This window comes from Sorangium sp. So ce295 (genome assembly GCF_051527405.1).
GTDB lineage: Bacteria > Myxococcota_A > Polyangia > Polyangiales > Polyangiaceae > Sorangium > Sorangium cellulosum_B.
Genome location: NZ_CP150324.1, coordinates 11,064,701 through 11,080,620, shown reverse-complemented (window position 1 = coordinate 11,080,620; position 15,920 = coordinate 11,064,701). Strand labels below are relative to the sequence as shown.

Annotated in this window: 20 protein-coding genes; 6 read left to right on the top strand and 14 right to left on the bottom strand. The window is 70.4% G+C overall.

The window, feature by feature from the left end:
• Positions 1-56: 56 nt before the first annotated feature.
• The 3 genes from WMF11_RS42130 to WMF11_RS42120 form a co-directional block, all read right to left on the bottom strand.
• On the bottom strand, positions 57-923 hold the full coding sequence (locus WMF11_RS42130) for an alpha/beta fold hydrolase (protein ID WP_437974787.1): 867 nt from the start codon (positions 921-923) through the stop codon (positions 57-59).
• A complete protein-coding gene (locus tag WMF11_RS42125; protein WP_437974786.1) occupies positions 913-1,059 on the bottom strand; it encodes a hypothetical protein in 147 nt (48 codons plus the stop codon). Before WMF11_RS42125 ends, WMF11_RS42130 begins: the two co-directional genes overlap by 11 nt.
• A 238-nt stretch (positions 1,060-1,297) precedes the next feature.
• The gene (locus tag WMF11_RS42120; protein ID WP_437974785.1) at positions 1,298-2,140 is read right to left on the bottom strand and encodes a hypothetical protein; all 843 of its coding nucleotides are present in this window, start codon (positions 2,138-2,140) and stop codon (positions 1,298-1,300) included.
• Positions 2,141-2,470: 330 nt separating this feature from the next.
• Between WMF11_RS42120 and WMF11_RS42115 the strand changes: the two genes are divergently transcribed.
• Entirely contained in the window at positions 2,471-4,345 is a 1,875-nt protein-coding gene (locus tag WMF11_RS42115; protein WP_437974784.1) for a cytochrome-c peroxidase, read from the top strand.
• A 15-nt stretch (positions 4,346-4,360) separates the two neighbouring features.
• On the opposite strand, the gene WMF11_RS42110 is transcribed toward WMF11_RS42115, so the two are convergent.
• Positions 4,361-4,915: a hypothetical protein gene (locus tag WMF11_RS42110; protein WP_437974783.1), complete on the bottom strand. Its 555-nt coding sequence runs from the start codon at positions 4,913-4,915 to the stop codon at positions 4,361-4,363.
• A 410-nt stretch (positions 4,916-5,325) separates the two neighbouring features.
• Between WMF11_RS42110 and WMF11_RS42105 the strand changes: the two genes are divergently transcribed.
• Complete coding sequence (locus tag WMF11_RS42105; protein WP_437974782.1) at positions 5,326-6,006, top strand: TetR/AcrR family transcriptional regulator; 681 nt, start codon at positions 5,326-5,328, stop codon at positions 6,004-6,006.
• 135 nt (positions 6,007-6,141) lie between these two features.
• Positions 6,142-6,894: an SDR family NAD(P)-dependent oxidoreductase gene (locus WMF11_RS42100; protein ID WP_437974781.1), complete on the top strand. Its 753-nt coding sequence runs from the start codon at positions 6,142-6,144 to the stop codon at positions 6,892-6,894.
• 187 nt (positions 6,895-7,081) lie between these two features.
• Here WMF11_RS42100 and WMF11_RS42095 read toward each other — a convergent pair whose 3' ends face one another.
• Complete coding sequence (locus tag WMF11_RS42095; protein ID WP_437904712.1) at positions 7,082-7,567, bottom strand: DUF4260 domain-containing protein; 486 nt, start codon at positions 7,565-7,567, stop codon at positions 7,082-7,084.
• A gap of 113 nt (positions 7,568-7,680) precedes the next feature.
• Between WMF11_RS42095 and WMF11_RS42090 the strand changes: the two genes are divergently transcribed.
• Positions 7,681-8,643 carry a LysR family transcriptional regulator gene (locus tag WMF11_RS42090; protein ID WP_437974780.1) on the top strand — a complete coding sequence of 321 codons (963 nt, stop codon included), beginning with the start codon at positions 7,681-7,683 and terminating at the stop codon, positions 8,641-8,643.
• Between the two features lie 217 nt (positions 8,644-8,860).
• Here the strand turns inward: WMF11_RS42090 and WMF11_RS42085 are convergent, their stop codons facing one another.
• From WMF11_RS42085 to WMF11_RS42075, 3 genes are all read right to left on the bottom strand, one after another.
• Positions 8,861-9,358, bottom strand: a complete 498-nt coding sequence (locus WMF11_RS42085) for a hypothetical protein (RefSeq protein ID WP_437974779.1) — start codon at positions 9,356-9,358, stop codon at positions 8,861-8,863.
• Positions 9,359-9,879: 521 nt separating this feature from the next.
• Positions 9,880-10,116, bottom strand: coding sequence for an AMP-binding enzyme (locus tag WMF11_RS42080; protein WP_437764098.1), 237 nt, complete (start codon positions 10,114-10,116; stop codon positions 9,880-9,882).
• An 18-nt stretch (positions 10,117-10,134) separates the two neighbouring features.
• Complete coding sequence (locus tag WMF11_RS42075; RefSeq protein WP_437974778.1) at positions 10,135-10,725, bottom strand: hypothetical protein; 591 nt, start codon at positions 10,723-10,725, stop codon at positions 10,135-10,137.
• A gap of 227 nt (positions 10,726-10,952) precedes the next feature.
• On the opposite strand from WMF11_RS42075, the gene WMF11_RS42070 reads away from it, so the two are divergent.
• Complete coding sequence (locus tag WMF11_RS42070) at positions 10,953-11,603, top strand: LIC_13387 family protein (RefSeq protein WP_437974777.1); 651 nt, start codon at positions 10,953-10,955, stop codon at positions 11,601-11,603.
• A 109-nt stretch (positions 11,604-11,712) separates the two neighbouring features.
• Positions 11,713-13,587 carry a metallophosphoesterase family protein gene (locus WMF11_RS42065; RefSeq protein ID WP_437974776.1) on the top strand — a complete coding sequence of 625 codons (1,875 nt, stop codon included), beginning with the start codon at positions 11,713-11,715 and terminating at the stop codon, positions 13,585-13,587.
• A gap of 111 nt (positions 13,588-13,698) precedes the next feature.
• On the opposite strand, the gene WMF11_RS42060 is transcribed toward WMF11_RS42065, so the two are convergent.
• The 6 genes from WMF11_RS42060 to WMF11_RS42035 form a co-directional block, all read right to left on the bottom strand.
• Positions 13,699-13,914, bottom strand: coding sequence for a hypothetical protein (locus WMF11_RS42060; RefSeq protein ID WP_437974775.1), 216 nt, complete (start codon positions 13,912-13,914; stop codon positions 13,699-13,701).
• 259 nt (positions 13,915-14,173) lie between these two features.
• Complete coding sequence (locus WMF11_RS42055) at positions 14,174-14,446, bottom strand: type II toxin-antitoxin system RelE/ParE family toxin (RefSeq protein ID WP_437979388.1); 273 nt, start codon at positions 14,444-14,446, stop codon at positions 14,174-14,176.
• A gap of 4 nt (positions 14,447-14,450) precedes the next feature.
• Positions 14,451-14,702, bottom strand: a complete 252-nt coding sequence (locus WMF11_RS42050) for an addiction module protein (protein ID WP_437974774.1) — start codon at positions 14,700-14,702, stop codon at positions 14,451-14,453.
• A gap of 251 nt (positions 14,703-14,953) precedes the next feature.
• Positions 14,954-15,262 carry a DUF3368 domain-containing protein gene (locus WMF11_RS42045; protein ID WP_437974773.1) on the bottom strand — a complete coding sequence of 103 codons (309 nt, stop codon included), beginning with the start codon at positions 15,260-15,262 and terminating at the stop codon, positions 14,954-14,956.
• Positions 15,263-15,316: 54 nt separating this feature from the next.
• Positions 15,317-15,448, bottom strand: a complete 132-nt coding sequence (locus tag WMF11_RS42040; RefSeq protein ID WP_437974772.1) for a hypothetical protein — start codon at positions 15,446-15,448, stop codon at positions 15,317-15,319.
• On the bottom strand, positions 15,445-15,732 hold the full coding sequence (locus WMF11_RS42035) for a UPF0175 family protein (RefSeq protein ID WP_012240120.1): 288 nt from the start codon (positions 15,730-15,732) through the stop codon (positions 15,445-15,447). The genes WMF11_RS42040 and WMF11_RS42035 overlap by 4 nt, the downstream gene beginning before the upstream one ends.
• Positions 15,733-15,920: the final 188 nt, after the last annotated feature.

Below are 15,920 nucleotides of genomic sequence, written 5' to 3'. Positions count from 1 at the left end.
CCGCGTCACGCGCCCGGAACCCAGCTGCCGAGCGTCGGGCTCACGGTGCGCACGTCCTAACGCGGTCCCTCCACGCGCCTGACGAAGGCGCTCATCAACGCGGCGCATTCGGCCGGATGGGTCTCCAGCAAAAAATGCGGGCCGTCGAGGATGTGCGCCTCCATGCGCGGGAGCGCCTTCATCCAGGAGAGGGTCTCCTCGAGATCGAAGAAGATATCGTGCCGCCCCCACAGCATCAGCGCCGGGGGTTGCCAGCGACCGAGATAATCGGCTATGTCCCCGAACCGCGCGACATGGCTGCGATAGTCGAGCACCAGCGCGCGCTGCGTCTCGAGCCGGCCGGGGAGCGACATGATCCGCCAGTCCTCCTCCCACAGTCGGGGATCGATGCGCTCGGCGATGTCCCGGGGCACGCCGCCCAGATATTGGTCGCGCGTGCCCTCGAAGGTCAGGTGCGCGGTCGCCTCGGCTTCCCGCTCCGGCGTGGGATCGTCCCAGTAGGCCCTGGTCGCCGACCATTGCGGCCCCATCCCGCTCTCATGGGCATTGGCATTCTGGACGATGAGGCTGCGTATCCTGCGCGGCGCGCGCGTGGCAAGATGAAGTCCTACCGCGGTTCCAAAATCGTGGAGGTAAAGGTGGAAGGACCCGGCCCCGAGCCGCGCGAGCAATCCGTCGATCATGTCCGCGAAACGCGAGAATGAGGGGCGCTCGACCGGCTCGGAGCCGCCGAACCCCGGAAGGTCCGGGGTGATCACGAAGCAGTCCCGCGCGAGACAGTCGATTACGTTCCGGAACGATTCCGAGGAGCTTGGAAAGCCGTGGATCAGGAGAAGCGCCGGCTTCTCCCGATCGCCCGCCAGGCGGACCGCGATTTCGGCACCTTCAATCTCGAACCTCACCAGCTCCGGTTTACTCGCCATTGAACGCTCGCTGTAGGTTCTCCGGCAGCGGCGCGTCGAAGTCATCGGCGATCTGGACCGTACCCCGATCCATGCCAAGTGCTGCCCGCTTGTCGCGTGTCGCAGCCTTCTGCGGGGCGGTGATGAGGACGATCACCTCCGCTGGACCTTCTGGAAGGTCTGCGGGCACCTGCAGCTCTACCCGACGGTCTGCGGGGATGACGATGGGGAGCCTGGCGGCTTGCACGCTGCTTCCTACTGCTCCGTTACCAGCGATTTCAGTCTAGCGTCAGAGCTCCGCGGCGTCACGCGCGATGTCCGAGGTAGGCCGGCCGGTGCGCGCGGCCCGGACGAACACGTCCGGCAGGTCATGCATTCATCTCCGCCCGCCGTCCTCAGGCCCGGCCGAGGATGCGGCGGAAGAAACCGGTCTTCGGGGGCGGCGCCTCGACGGGTCGCCCGACCAGCCAGCAGTCGGCGACCACGAGCGTCGCGCGCTCCGGGACCTCCACGGCGTCCGCCGGCGCGACGATGTCGATGGGACCGCCGAGGGTACGGACGCGCGTGTGTACGAACCTGCTCCCGGTGATCTCGTTGCGTGCAAGGGTGACCGACTCGACGTTCCCTGTGAGCAGGGCGCGGGCGCGCGCGCCGAGCTCGCCCGCGGCGCCGAACATGCCGTGCGGCAGGAATGCCTGGTCCGCGAGGCGCATGGGCTTGCCGGGCTCGCGCGGGACGCCGGGCTCTGCCTCGCCGAAGAGCGCCGCCTGCGCGCGCTCGAGGTCGTCGGGCGTGGTGCAGAGTGAAAGGGACGAGGCGAAGCCGACGATCACGACCTCGAACGTCCGCTCGTCCGCGAGCCAGGCCTGATAGGGCTCGAAGAACAGGAATTGCAGCGCGGTCCGCGTGCACGTCACGCCGGACGAAGGGTCGAGCACGTCGCAGTCCGCGCCGCTACAATGCAGGCATTCGCGATCGAGGTGCGGCGCGCTCGTGTGCACTCGCCAGCGCGTGCCGCCGTCGGGCGCGGCGAAGAAGGGGGTGATGCAATCGATCGCCTTTTGGTCGTCAAGCCGGGCAGCGAGCGCGGCGCCGCTCGCGTCGCGGAACCAGAGGTAGTGCGCCGCGGACGCGCCGAGGTCCGGCGGCGGAGCGGCGCGCTCGAGCGCGGCGCCGACCGTACGCCGCAAGTCGTCCTCGGAGAAAGCAGCGAAGCCGATCGCGGACAGGTTGCTCATGGGGGAGGTATACCCGAGATCTGCACGCGTGCGTTCATGCGCGCGATTTAACTACGGGATCTACGGCGCGCGAGGCACCGCCGCACGCCTTCGCGCCGGAGCTCCCTCCCGCTCCGCGTTGCCCCCGTGTGGCTGTCCGTAACACTGATGCCAGAACACTGATGCCAGGCGACCACACCCACCTTGCCGCCGCCCATCGCTCCCCGCACCTCTGAACACCGCGCCTCCCGGGCCCGCCGCGCGCGCCCGCGCCTCCGCGCCTCCGCGTCCGCGCACGCGCCTTGCTCCTGCTCGGCCGCGCGCCGTCGACTCCCCGACGGCGTTCTGGGTTTGCTGTTGCTCGCGCTCGCCGAGCAGCCCGCCACCTCCGGAGGCCTCATGCATCGGAACCTCTCCTGCACGACAACCCACCTGGCCCTCGCGGCCTTGAGCGCGATCGCCGCTGGCGTCGCGGCCTGCTCCTCTCACCCCGACGACTCCGGGAATCGGTTGCCGTCGGGCCCCGCGCTCGACGGGCCCCCGCCGCCCATCAGCGGCGGCACGCTGCTGATCGCCCGCGACGGACACACCGCCGTGGCGGCCGACCCCGATCGCGACGGCGTCTGGGTGGTCGACACCGACGGCGGCGAGCCCCGAGCGATCCCCCTCGCGCGCGGCGACGAGCCCGGGCGCGTCGTCGAAGACGGGGCCGGCCGCGTTCACGTCGCCCTGCGCCGCGCAGGCGAGCTCGCGACGATCGATGTCGGGACGGCGAAGGTGCTCGACCGGCGCGCCGTCTGCCCCGCGCCGCGCGGCCTCGCCTACGATGCGTCGCTCGACGCGATCCATGTGGCCTGCGCCGGCGGCGAGCTCGTGACGCTCCCGGCCCAGGGCGGCGCCGCGCTCCGGAAGCTACGGCTCGACGCCGACCTGCGCGACGTGATCGTCGAGGGCGATCGCCTGCTCGTCAGCCGGTTCAGATCCGCGGAGACCCTCGTCATCGGCCCGGACGGAGAGCTGCTCTCGCGGCGGTCGCTCCCGTCGTTCACCGCGAAGGCCGGCGTCGCCCCCGACTACCGCCCCTCGGTCGCCTGGCGCATGGTCGCCCTCCCCGGCGGCGGCGCGGCGATGGTCCACCAGCGCGCGTTGACCTCGCCCCTCGTGCTCGCCCCCACGGGCTACTACGGGGGTGACTACTGCGATAGCGACATCCTGCACGGCGCCGTCAGCGTCCTGCCCCCGGCCTCGGCCGCTCCAGGGGACGGAGCCGAGCTCCCGACGCCGGCCCTCTGGAAGATGCCGCTCCCGGTCGACATCGCGGTCGCGCCGGACGGAAAGCGCGCCGCGGTCGTGAGCGCCGGCAACTACATCATCGAGTTCATCGACCTCGACACCATCACGAGCGAGGAGGCCTCGGGCACGTGCCGTATCAACAAGCAGGTGCAGCGCTCGAGCCAGCCGATCGCAGTCGCCTTCACGGCGCGGGGCGCTGCGGTCGTCCAGTTCCGCGAGCCGGCGAGGATCGAGGTGGTCCATATCGACGCGCTCGATCGCATCGACTCGTTTCATGGCGTGAGCATGGACCTCCCCGGCGACAGCGTGGCGGACCCGGGACACGCGCTGTTCCACGAGCCGCCGAGCGGCTCCCGCGGCGTCGCGTGCGCCTCCTGCCATCCGGAAGCGCACGAGGACGGTCACACGTGGCGCTTCGACGAGCTCGGCCTCCGGCGCACCCAGACGGTCGCGGGCGGCGTGCTCAAGACAGCTCCCTTCCACTGGAGCGGCGACCAGATCGACCTCACCCACCTCATGCAGGAGGTCTTCGTCTCGCGCATGCGCGGCTTAGTACTGCCCGGAGCTCGGGATATCGAGCTCCTCGGGCGCTTCCTCGACAGCGTGCCGGCGTTCCCTGCCTCGCCCCCCGACGATCTGGCCGCCGTCCGGCGAGGAGAGGCCCTGTTCCATGACCCGCAGGTAGGCTGCGCGAAATGCCACGCTGGGCCGATGCTCACGAACAACCTCAACGAGGATGTCGGGTTCGGCGAGGCATTCCAGGTGCCCTCGCTGATCGGCCTCTCCGCGCGAGCGCCGTTCATGCACGACGGCTGCGCGAAGACGCTCCGCGACCGGTTCGACCCGGCCTGCGGCGGCGACCGCCACGGCGACGTCTCCGCGCTCGCCCCCGCGCAGCTCGACGATCTCGTGGCGTACCTCGAGTCGCTCTGACGCCACGGAAGACGCTCAGCCGCAGCTGAGCCGGTACTCCTCGTCGTCGCAGTCGCCGTCCTCCTCGACGACCCACAACCCGGTCGCTCCGTCGCAGTCGGCGCTCGCTGTGCCGCATGCGGCGCGGTAGCTGCACCGCGTCGCACCGTAATGGCCCTCGCAGCTCGTCCCGTTCTCGGGCAGCGCATCGGGGCACGGATTGCACTGCTCGACCCACACGCCATCGATGCATCTGCTCCAGCACCCCGAGCAGGGGTTGTCGCAGATCTCGCCCTCGTTCGTGCAGGCCGTTCCGGGCGGAGCGCCGATTCCCTCGACGTCGCACTCCACGGGGCCGCCGCCGGTATCGCCCGACGCGCTCGACGACGTCTCGGGGCCGCCGCCGGTGCCGTTCGACGCGCTCGACGACGCCTCGGGGGTGCCGCCGGTGCCGTTCGACGCGCTCGACGACGTGGTTTCTCCGGACGAGTTGCCCCCCGAGCCGGTTTCAGCGGGCTGCTCGACGGAATCGGAGCAGGCGAGCACCTGGAGCAGCGCAACGGGGATGAGCCATCGAATCGAGGTCTTCATGCCGCGCCCCTGAAGCACGCGGCGGGCCAGCGTCAATCGCGAGGATTTCTGCGGGATGCGGATGTGCCTGTGCCAGAGTGAGTCTTCTTGTGCGCCGTCCCAAGCCCGCCAGGGCTGCGGGCTGACGCCGCAAGTTCGGGCGGGTCGCCTGGCTCGAGCGTCGGGCGCGTCTCGAATTGCACAATAGAAGTTCCGCGAGCTCCACGGAGCCATGGTCGATCTGATCGCGCTCATGAATCAGCCGCAGCGCGATCAGGAGCTGCTCGGTCGAGTCGACATCGTGGTGACCGAACGCTGCAACGACGACGCGACAGGCACGACGCGCTGGCTGCTCGACGCCTCCACCTGCAAGTCGTCAGCGAGCCATGGGGCGCTTTACGCGCGAGGTTCACGGTGTCACCCTCCGTTGGATGACGGACGCCAAGGCCGCCTATCACCACGGAGATCTGCGCAATGCGCTGGTGGAGACCGCGACCGAGCTCGTGCGCACCTCCGGCGCGGAGGGCTTCAGCCTCCGCGACGCCGCCCGGACGCTCGGGGTCTCGGCGAACGCGACCTACCGGCACTTCGACAGCAAGTCCGCGCTGCTCACGGCGGTCGCGAGCGCGGAAGCAGACAAGCTCGCGCGGAGGATGCGACGCAAGATGGCCGACGCCGAGCGAGCCCTCGAGGGACGAGACGACGCGGAGGTCGCGATCGAGTGTTTCAAGGCGATCGGTCGCGCGTACGTCGCCTTCGCGACGGAGGAACCGGAGCTCTTTCGTCTCATGCACGGGCCGAGCGGCCTGTGTCAGATGAGGCGCGAGCCACGTGCGGACGCCGCGGACCATCCCACGGCAGATCGGATCCTCGGTGAGGCGCTCGACCGTCTGGTGAGCGGCGGGGTGATCCCGCCCGAGAGCCGCATCGACGGCGAGATCCGCGCCTGGACCGTGGTCCACGGCTTCGCTTCGCTGGTGCTCGACGGCGCCTTCGCCACGGTCGCTTCGCGCGCGGAGGTGCTCGAGGGCCTCCTGGACTTCGCGCTTCGAGGGCTCGGCGCGAGCCAGGCCGGCGCGAAGGGGCCTCGGCGACCGCGGCGGCGCCCGTGACCCTTGCGTCCTGACGACCGGCCCGAACCGCGCCGTTCGCGCGCTCGTGCGACGCGATGTTGACACTGTGAACTCTGGCGCCTATGTTCACAGTGTGAATATCGGGGGTGCGCATCCACAAGGAGCGAGCGTCCAATGGCGAAGTTGAACGGGAAGGTCGCGGTGGTGACGGGTGGGAGCGACGGCATCGGGCTCGCGACGGCGAAGCTCTTCGTCGCGGAGGGAGCCACCGTCTACGTGACGGGTCGGAGGCAAGAGAGGCTCGATGAAGCGGTCGAGGAGATCGGCGGCGGCGCCGTCGGCGTCCAGGGCGACGTCGCCAACCTGGCCGACCTCGACCGGCTCTTCGCGCGGATCCGGCGAGAGCAGGGCAAACTCGATATCGTGTTCGCCAACGCCGGCATCTCCGGGGTCGCGACGATGGGCGCGATCGACGAACACCACTTCGACCGCATTCTCGGCACGAACGTCAAAGGGCTGCTCTTCACGGTGCAGAAGGCCCTGCCTCTCATGAAGAGCGGAGGCGTCGTCGTCCTCAACGGCTCGATGAGCGGGAGCAAAGGCTTCCCGAATCAGTCGGTCTACAACGCCACCAAGGCCGCCGTGCGCTCGTTCGCGCGGACCTGGACGACCGACCTGAGAGGCAGCGGCATCCGCGTGAACGTGGTCTCGGCGGGGGCCATCGACACGCCGGGCATGCGCCGCTTCGTCGGCGGCCACACAGAGGCTGCAGAGGCGCAGATCTCGGGCCTCAGTCAGTCCGTGCCGCTCGGGCGGTTCGGGGGCGCGGAGGAGGTCGCCAAGGCCGTGCTCTACCTGGCGTCGGACGACAGCAGCTACGTCGCGGGCGCCGAGCTGTTCGTGGACGGCGGGGTCGTCGCGGTTTGAACGTCGTGACGTCAACTCCGCTGCGTGAGCCCCGCCTTCCGGGATAGCCCGCCCGCGCCCAGGATGGCGGCGTGAACACCTCGCCCCAGGGCGTGGGCGCAGGCGGCCACGCGACCAGCGGGCGCGCTCGTCGAAGGTGGCGCGACGCTCCACCTCGGGACGGTGGCCGACGCGCTGGAGCGGCTGGTCACCGCCGCCCCCTGGGGACGAAAGAGCGCTTCGCGCCCACGCGGCCGAGGTGCGTGTCGCCGAACGCCGTCCCGTACTTGAGCCCATAGCCCAGCATCCGATCGAAGCCGATGTGCCCGACCCAGATCGCCGCGCCGAGCAGCAGCGCCGGCGAGCCAAGCGCGACCGACGCGGCCGCGAGCAGCCCCGGAGCCAGATGGCTGTGCCCCGCGTTGTAGGCCGCCGCGCCCACCCGCGGGCCCGCAAGGTAGCCGAGCATCGACAGGTCGGGCACGAGGAACAGCGCCGCGAACCAGCCCCAGCTCCCGCCCAGGTGGCCGTAGGCGAGCAGCGCTGCTCCGAGCACGAGCGCGCCCTCGAGGCGCAGGAGCGCGCGCGGCATGCCCGTGGCCCCGCCCGCCGAGACCTCGCAGGTGGGCTGCGGCGCGGGGCGGCGGGGAGGGGGAGCAAGGTCGAGCGCAGGGAGCATCGCGGCGGTGGTCATGGTCGTTGTCCTCGTCGTGCGTACCGGCGCGGGTGCCGGCGACGTGGAGAGCATGGTCGCTGCGGGTGCTCATGAACATTGTACAAATGCCTCCATCTGCTCATCATCTTTTGATGAGCCCTGCCGAGCCCTCGTGGGACCTCTACGGTGCCTTCCTTGCCGTCATGCGCACCGGCAGCCTCTCCGCCGCCGCGCGTGCCCTCGACGTCGCGCAGCCCACCGTGCGCCGCCAGATCGAGCAGCTCGAGTCGCAGCTCGGCGTCGTGCTGTTCACCCGCGCGCCGAACGGCCTGGTGCCGACCGAGCTCGCGCTTGCCACGCTGCCCTACGCCGAGTCCATCGCCGCGAGCGCGCGTGCCCTCGTGCGCGCCGTGTCGAGCCCCACCGAGGCCGACCGAGGCACCGTGCGCGTCACGTGCAGCGAGGTCGTCGGCGTCGAGGTGCTTCCCCGGATGCTCGCCCCGCTCCTCGTTGCTCATCCGCGCCTTCAGATCGAGCTCGTCGCCACCAATCGCACCGAGGATCTCCTGCGCCGCGACGCCGATGTCGCCGTGCGCATGACGGAGCCGACGCAGGCCGGCCTGGTGAGGCGCTGCGCCGGGCGCATCGAGCTCGGCCTCTTCGCCACCAAGGCGTACCTCGCCGCGCACGCTGCCCCGACGTCGCTCGCGGGGCTCGTGCCGGGCCACGCCCTCATCGGCGCCGACGGCTCCCGCGCCATCATCGACGCGCTCGCCGCCGCCGGGCTCGTCACCACGCCGCGCGATTATGCGTTCCGCAGCGACAGCGACATCGTGAAGCTCGCCGCGGTGCGCGCCGGCCTCGGCATCGGGGTGTGCCAGCTCCCGCTCAGCCGGCGGCCGGTGCCGCTCGTGCGCGTGCTGCCCGCGCTCGCCTTCCACCTGGATGCCTGGGTCGTCATGCACGAGGATCTGCGCGCCGTGCGCCGCGTCCGCCTCGTCTTCGAGCACCTCGTCGCGCAGCTCGGTGCCTACGCGACCCAGGCACGCGAAACACGGCCGGTGGCGGCGAAGGCCCGGCCGCCGGGCACGCGCGGAAGGCGCAGCTCGGGCTGAGCGGCGAGGAACCCTTCCTGACGACCGAGGTGGGGTCTCCCACCTGGCCCACGTTGACACTGCGCCCGCCCGCCGAACGTCGCGATCCGTCGCGTCGCAGGGCTGGCGGCGGGTTATCGCATGCAGGCGGCGAGGCACCGCGGCCAATCTCCTTGGCACCGCGGTGCTCGGAGCGAGCCAGTCAGGCCGCCTCTGGGCCTCTTTCTGCACGGAGGCGTCACGAGCGACGTCGCGCGGTCGGCGACCATTCGAGCCGGAGCTCCGGATACTCACGCCCAAAGGGGTCGCGCTCCAGCTGCGCGGCTTTGCTGAACTCGACATCTCGTGCGCCATCGACGTAGAGCAGCCGAAACGGGCAGCAGCTGCCGTCCACGAAGGCGACGCAGAAGGTCGTGAACGGATTCGTCAGCCCCGCGGGGCCCAGGATGAACGCTTCAAGCTCTGTACGATCGGCGAAGCCCCAGACAGAGGACGCTGGCACATGGGCCTCGTGATCGACGACGATGAAGCGATCGTTCAGCTCGAGCTCCGTGGAGAACGGCGGCTGAAGAATACCGGCCGTCATTTCGATCCTGGAGAGCGTCTCCAGGAGGTCGCCGCCGTCGAACGCCCAGGGATCCGCGACAGCGCATGTGGTCAGGGCGTCGGCCAGCTGAATCAGGTTCATAGAAGCTCGCAGGAAGCGGTCACGTAGGTCGGCCTGACGGCTGCGCATGACCCGCGGCTCAGAAAATAGCACCTCGTGCCGCTCCCATACATCGTGGAAAGATAGCGTATCCGACGGCTGTCCCACCTTGTCAAGGAGACCGGCGCAGGACCGTGCGGGCCCTGCACCGGACGAAGGCGCCTGCGGGCCCTCAAGGCCCTACCCCTCCGAAGCGAAGCATGGCTCGGCTCCGCCACGACCGATCCACGGCGCGCGAGGCACCGATCTACGGCGCATGAGGCACCGCCGGCGCCCCCGGCCAGGGCATCGGGCGCATCAGCGAGGCCGGCTGGGAAGCGGACTGGGCCGGCGACGGCGGCTGGGGCACGCCGGGCCAGGGCGGCGGCGGAGGCGGCGTGCTGGGCGCGCGGCGCGCGCGGCAGCGAGATGGTGTCAGGCAAGGAGAAGACCTCTTGGCCGGCCGCTGCGAGCTGCGCTCTCAGTGACGGGCTGCGCCCGGCGGCGGAATGAGTGCTCGCCGGCTGCAAGCCATGGTTCGGCGGCTCAGGGGGCGGAACGCCGGCCGATGCCTATGCGGCGTTCTCCTCCGGAGTATTCGTGAAGATGAACTCGATGTTCTGCAGGGCACCGGACCCAAGTTGCTGGCGCAGGTAGCTCCAGACCGTTTCCTGTCGCTGCGCCTCGTTCTGGTCGCGGAACGACCCGGACACCACGGTCGCGATGAGGCTCTGCTCTCCGACGACGTTCGCTTCGTCGACGTTGGGCATCGTGGTGAGGGCTTGCTCCAGTTCTGCTCGCGTCGCCATGTTCGTCCTCCTGACGTCCTACAGTTGAGCCAGCACACCCGCGCCGAATTGCTTCAACGCTTCGCTCCACACCTCGACGGTTTCCTGCTGCAGAGCGCGCGCGGCGTGATGGCCGCGCCCCGTCGCGGTGTTGCGGTCGGCGCGGTGAACGATCCAGTGCCGGCGCTTCATCATGGGACCCAGCTTATCTCGGTAGGGAACCAACAGAACCTTCGGCAGTCCGATCCGCTCCAGGACACCTTCCACCTCGCCCGGATCGTTAAAGTTCGATCGTTCGAGATTCTCCAGGACGGAGCGAGCAATGAGGTCGTCCACGCTCGTGCCACGAAAGGGCGCGAGATCGTCCAGGGTGAAGGTCGATCGTGGCTTCTTCCCCGCCAGCGGTACGTCTTTGAGGTGTGCCGCGGCGGCCAGCGGGAGCTTCCACTCCAGCAGGCTGCGGAGGAGGTCTTCGAGCGTGGCGTGCAGAAAGACGACCGCCGCGCGCAGGACGTCGGTTGTCTCCACCGGGCGGCGTCCCGGCCCTGCCGCGGCGCCTTGGTACACGTCCACGAGGTGTCGGACGCGCTCCAGGTTCTCGGCGAAGCGGGTCTCGATCTCTGCCTTCACGCCATCCATCCTAGAACCAGCCTGCCGCACTGTCCAGCGAGCGAGCCGCGGCGTCGAGCCCGCCGCCGAGGCCGCCGAGGGAGGGGGAGGGCGGGACCTTCGGGGCGCAATGGTTCCCTCCCGCCGCCAACGGTGACACCTGTAGCCGATCATGGAGGTGCGTCGGCGCTGCGATGGGCTTGCAGTGCCCGGGGACATAGCCGCTCTCCGAGACCGAGTGGTGTTCGATGTCCATGGCGCGGGAGTTGAAGCTGACCGACGACCCGCTGCTCCCCAGCGCGATAGCTGCCGCCAACCTGAATCCAGAGCGACATGCGTACGCTGCCCGGCAGGGAGGAGCCCGGCGCCGACGTCGGCGGTGGATCGAGACGTTCCACGACCGCGTTCTGAAGCCAACCGTTGTCAGCGAGCCAGCTCTGAAGATCTGCGGCGGGGCGGAGGAACATGTTGGCCGTTTACCGATTGTGAGTAGCCGTGCACAGGTGCTGTTTCAGGTGGGCGCGTGGGCGTGGGTCGTCACCGGGCTCGGGCACCTCGCGATCACCACGCTGCTGCTCGGTCGCCCCGCGCCGCCCGCCGCGGAGACCGCGGTCCTTGGCGCGATGCGGGCGCACCGGATGACCATGATGGGGCTGTCGCGCGACCTGCTCGGCCTCTTCAGGGGGTTCAGCGTGGCCATGGGCCTGGTGCTCGCGCTGCACGGCGCCGTCTGCGTGCTCGCCGCGCCCGCCCTCGCGGCGCTCCCTGCTGTCGTGGCGCTGAACGCGGCGGTGTCGCTGGCGCTGCTGGCCATCGCCGTCCGCGCGTTTCCGCCGCCGCCGATCGTGACCATGCTGGTCGCGACGGCGTGCTTCGGCGCGGCGCTCGTGGTGGGCTGAGATAGCTTCCACGAGGGCATGATTGCTCAGATGGGCCTCGCCCGGCCAGGGCGACGCCCGTTCGCGCGAGGCGGCCGACGGGAGCCGCGCCCGGGTATAGTCGTCGCCTATGCTCGATCGCCAACAGGTGTTGCACCAGACGCGGACCCGGCTGCACCCGGAGCGCATCGCCCGGCGGGAGGGCGCGCTCGCGCGAGCGCGCATGCTGATCGATGGCTCCCTCGGGCAGCTCGACGAGACCGGCCTCCGGCGGCTGCTCCAGCTCTTCAACGCCGACCACGTCGACGGCCGCGACGTGAACAATCGCTTCGCCACCGGCCTGGTCGGCAACAACGCGAACCTGCTGGTCGCCGCGCTTGACGGCGTGAACGCGGCGGTGCCTTCTTTATGGCAAGCCGACGATGCCTGGCTCGCCGAGCACCTGGCCGCGCTCCGCCGCGGGGGCAGCCTGCCGGGCGGCGGCTGGCTGTTCCCGTCGATGATCCTGCACACCCGGGATCCCATGCGCTTCTCGCCGGCGACCACGACGATGGCGCGGGGGCTCGCCGCGATCGACGGCGGCCCGCCCATCGCGCTCGGCAAGCCGACCGGGTACCTCGACTACAGCGCACGCGTCCGCAAGCTCCTCGAGGAACACACGATCTCGCCACACGGCGCCGACGTGCTGCTCTGGCAGGGGGCCCAGCTCGCCGGAGAGGCGGCGGACTCGGACGCGGGCGAGCTCGAAGAATCCCCGGCCGCGACCCCCGCGCCGGAGCCCGCGCGGCCGACCGCCGGACGCGACGCCACGACCGTCGACCTGGCCGCTCGAGGTCTCGACTCCTCGGCCAAGCTGTCGCGCTCGACCCGCCCTCCCGAGAAAGACCCGAGCGCCCCGCGGCCAGCGCCGTCCACGCCCGCGAGGCCCGCGTCGGTCGGCTGGCTGCACCTCACCGACCTCCACCAGGGCATGGGCGGCACGAGCTGGCTGTGGCCGAACGTCATGGCCACGCTGTTCGACGACCTCGCGCGCCTGCACGACCTGTGCGGCCCGTGGGACCTCGTGCTGTTCACCGGGGACCTGACCCAGCGCGGCAGCGCCGACGAGTTCCAGAAGCTCGACGCTACCCTCGACAGGCTGTGGCGGCGCTTCGACCAGCTCGGCTCGCAACCGCGGCTGATCACCGTGCCCGGCAACCACGACCTGAGGCGCCCCAGCGATCTCGATCCGTACGTGCTGGCCCTCTCGCAGTGGCACGCCAACGCGCGCCTGCGCGACCAGGTGTTCGACGTGAATGACAGCCTCGGCTACCGCGAGCGTCTCGCGCAGATCTTCAGGCCCTACACCGCGTGGGTCGATTCCTGCCGGTGGCACGTCCGTGACCGCCGGACGCTCGGCATCCTGCCGGGCGACAGCTCGTACTCGCTGTCGCTCCACGGCCTCGAGCTCGGCGTCATCGGTCTCAACTCGGCCTTCCTGCAGCTCACCGGCGGCGACTACCAGGAGCGCCTCGCCGTGGACCCGCGCCAGCTCCACGTCGTCTGCGACGATGACGCCCCCGAGTGGTTGCAGCGCCATCACATCAACCTGCTGCTCACCCACCACCCGCCCGAGTGGCTCCACCCGCAGGCACGCCAGGACTTCCGCCAGGAGGTCGACCCGGCCGGTCGCTTCGCCGCCCACTTCTTCGGCCACATGCACGAGGGCACCGCCACCTCGACCGCCCACGGCGGCGGCCACGCACGTCACGCCCTGCAGGGCGCCTCCCTCTTCGGTCTCGAGGAGCACGACGGCCCCGGCGGCCGCGGCGTCACCCGCCTCCATGGCTTCAGCGCCGGCCGCTTCGAGCTCCTCCCCGGCGCCGCGCAGGCCCGCGTGCGCGTCTTTCCCCGGCGCATGTTCACGAGCGCCGGCGGGCGGAAGATCGACCGTGACGTCTCCGCCTACCACCTCGATGAGCGCGGCTCGTTCGCCTACGAGGTCCCGACCGCCCGCCGCACATGACGCCTCGCCCGCGTCACGCTCACCCTCCGGCAACGGGTCGTGGAAGGTGGCAGTACTCACATGCCCCCTGGGCGCGCCGCTGGACCAGCTCTCGCGTGTCGCTCGGCAGCTTCACGACGCCGCGCGCATGCTCCAACCCTCCTCTGCCTGAAGCTTGAGGAGGCTGAGCATGTCGTTCAAGCGGACGACCTCGGTATATTCTCTGTGCTCTTCAGGCGTGAGGACGCCGCTTGTGCTCTTCTGAGCGAGCTCCTCGACGCGGGGCGCCAGGTCCTTGCTGACGGCGTCGAGCGCCGCCTCGAGCTGCTCGATGGTTCGCTTCTCCATGAGTGTCTCCGTCTTCAGCGCCTCGCGGCAGGCTGTCATCGGTCTGCCGTCGGTTCAAGGTCCGCCACGGATCGGCGGCCGTGCAGCCCACCCGAGCATCGAACGCATCAGCGAGGCCGGCTGGGAGGCGGACTGGGCCAGCGACGGCGGCTGGGGCACGCCGGGGCGGGGCGGCGGTGGAGGCGGCGGCCGCTGGGGCGGGCTCGGCGTGTGCGGCGCGGCGTCCAGGGGCCTGGTGGGACCGCATGCGGCGCTCCCATCACCTCTTTCTCCAGTAGCCCGGCCTCTGCTTTGCGTGTGCGATGGCCACGACAAGAATGCGCGTCGACTCGTCTCGGTACACGACGACATAGGGAAACCGTGTCAAGCGCACCCGACGCGTCCCATAACGGGCGGTGGGCCAGCGGTCCGGCGCCTCCGCAATTCGGTTCAATGCCGCCTCGATCTCTTCGGCGAACCGTGCCGCTATGCGTGGATCCCGTTCCGCGTACCACGCCGCAGCCTCCTCGGCTTCCGCGAGTGCGGCTGGCAGGACCTCAAGGAGCTACACGACGGCCGTTTGCAGCCGCCAGGATGCGGCGCCTGGCTTCCGGCCAAGGGACCGGCGTGACGACCCCGGCGTCGACGTCGGCGAGACGTTGCTGGATCTCCTCGGCCCACGCAGCCTCGACGTCCTCGGTCGTCTGCTCGGTCTCGTCGAGGCTCTGGATCAGCGCGGCCGCCACGGCCGCTCGTTCCTCCGCCGACAGACGCAGCGCTGCGACGAGGACATTCTCGACGTCGCTCATGATGCAGGGAGCTTACCGCAAGTTCGGCAGGGTCACGAGCCGCGCCCGCCTCAGCGCGGGTCCTGGGCCGCGGGTCCTGGGCGCATCGGCGAGGCTGGCTGGGAAGCGGACTCGGCCGTCGACGGCGTCTGGGGCACGCCGGGCCGCGGCGGCGGCGGAGGCGGCTCCTGGGCAGCCCCGGGGAGTCTCCTGGGCAGCCCCGGCGTCGTCTCTTCATGCAGATTCGTAATTCTTGAGCTTCACGCCCGTTCTCAGGCTTCTCCGGCGGCCGCGAGGACGTGCTGCTTCAGCGCGGCGCCGATGTGAAAACCTTGACGACCGAGCGCGTCGATCCACGCTCGGACCTCGCCAAGGTGCCCCTGACGTTTCCCCTCGAGCAAGACGCCGAGGGTCCCCGTCATCCGTAGCCCGTGTCGCCGGCCCACCTTTCTGCCGTCAACCTCGTCGATGAGCAACAGCGACGCGCTCCTCTCGACCGCCAGCGCGATGGCCGCAGCCTCTCCGGGGTCGAGCTGCACGAGGAGCTGCCGCAGAAAAGGCCCATCAAGCGGCGCGGCCACGACCAACGCATTGGCACCTGGCGCCTCACGCCAAGCGCCGAGGGCGTGCTGGCCTCAATCGAGCTCGTCGACCACCTGGGCGGGAACGAGCACGCGCCCGAACAGAAGCCCGAGCAACGGAACCTGTCCCATCCGGAGGAGGTGCGACACGGGCGTGTTGTTCGTCACCACCAGCGGCGTCGTCATGGGAGCCCGCCACTGCCCGCGGCTCGCCGGAACGCAGCGAGGTCGGCGAGATCCTCATCGAAGTCCTCGACCGTGAGCCGTGACGGGATCCCGCGTTGCCCGAGGAGGTCGTCGAAGGCAACCCGATCCATCCCCGACAGCCGGCGAGCGGCGGCCTTGGGCAAGAGCTCGCGAGCGTACAGCTGCACGGCCAGCTCCCGCTTGAGCACGGCCTCCCGCTCGACTGGCGGAATGCGTGCCTCGTCGAGGATGTCGTCCGAGATTTCGAGGTTGAACGACCCCATGCTGCCTCACGTCCTGCCGGTGCACCCCGAGGATCCCACCCGACGTCGCGGCCTGCAAGGCCGAGATGCTCCCCGCCCTACACTGCCCGCGGTCGACGGCCGGGCGAACGTTCACGTGACCTCGGGGTCTACTCCACGCGAATCTCGCGTCGACGCAGCTCACAGGACCAGGGCAAGATGATCTCGGG

Excerpts from the sequence above, each read along its gene's own strand:
- WMF11_RS42090 (WP_437974780.1), top strand. The coding sequence starts at position 7,681 with ATGAGCCCTGCCGAGCCCTCGTGGGACCTCTACGGTGCCTTCCTTGCC.
- WMF11_RS42080 (WP_437764098.1), bottom strand. The coding sequence starts at position 10,116 with ATGGCGACGCGAGCAGAACTGGAGCAAGCCCTCACCACGATGCCCAAC.
- WMF11_RS42035 (WP_012240120.1), bottom strand. The coding sequence starts at position 15,732 with ATGGGGTCGTTCAACCTCGAAATCTCGGACGACATCCTCGACGAGGCA.
- WMF11_RS42050 (WP_437974774.1), bottom strand. The coding sequence starts at position 14,702 with ATGAGCGACGTCGAGAATGTCCTCGTCGCAGCGCTGCGTCTGTCGGCG.
- WMF11_RS42100 (WP_437974781.1), top strand. The coding sequence starts at position 6,142 with ATGGCGAAGTTGAACGGGAAGGTCGCGGTGGTGACGGGTGGGAGCGAC.
- WMF11_RS42110 (WP_437974783.1), bottom strand. The coding sequence starts at position 4,915 with ATGAAGACCTCGATTCGATGGCTCATCCCCGTTGCGCTGCTCCAGGTG.
- WMF11_RS42085 (WP_437974779.1), bottom strand. The coding sequence starts at position 9,358 with ATGCGCAGCCGTCAGGCCGACCTACGTGACCGCTTCCTGCGAGCTTCT.
- WMF11_RS42130 (WP_437974787.1), bottom strand. The coding sequence starts at position 923 with ATGGCGAGTAAACCGGAGCTGGTGAGGTTCGAGATTGAAGGTGCCGAA.
- WMF11_RS42070 (WP_437974777.1), top strand. The coding sequence starts at position 10,953 with ATGTCCATGGCGCGGGAGTTGAAGCTGACCGACGACCCGCTGCTCCCC.
- WMF11_RS42040 (WP_437974772.1), bottom strand. The coding sequence starts at position 15,448 with ATGACGACGCCGCTGGTGGTGACGAACAACACGCCCGTGTCGCACCTC.
- WMF11_RS42095 (WP_437904712.1), bottom strand. The coding sequence starts at position 7,567 with ATGACCACCGCCGCGATGCTCCCTGCGCTCGACCTTGCTCCCCCTCCC.
- WMF11_RS42105 (WP_437974782.1), top strand. The coding sequence starts at position 5,326 with ATGACGGACGCCAAGGCCGCCTATCACCACGGAGATCTGCGCAATGCG.
- WMF11_RS42060 (WP_437974775.1), bottom strand. The coding sequence starts at position 13,914 with ATGGAGAAGCGAACCATCGAGCAGCTCGAGGCGGCGCTCGACGCCGTC.
- WMF11_RS42065 (WP_437974776.1), top strand. The coding sequence starts at position 11,713 with ATGCTCGATCGCCAACAGGTGTTGCACCAGACGCGGACCCGGCTGCAC.
- WMF11_RS42120 (WP_437974785.1), bottom strand. The coding sequence starts at position 2,140 with ATGAGCAACCTGTCCGCGATCGGCTTCGCTGCTTTCTCCGAGGACGAC.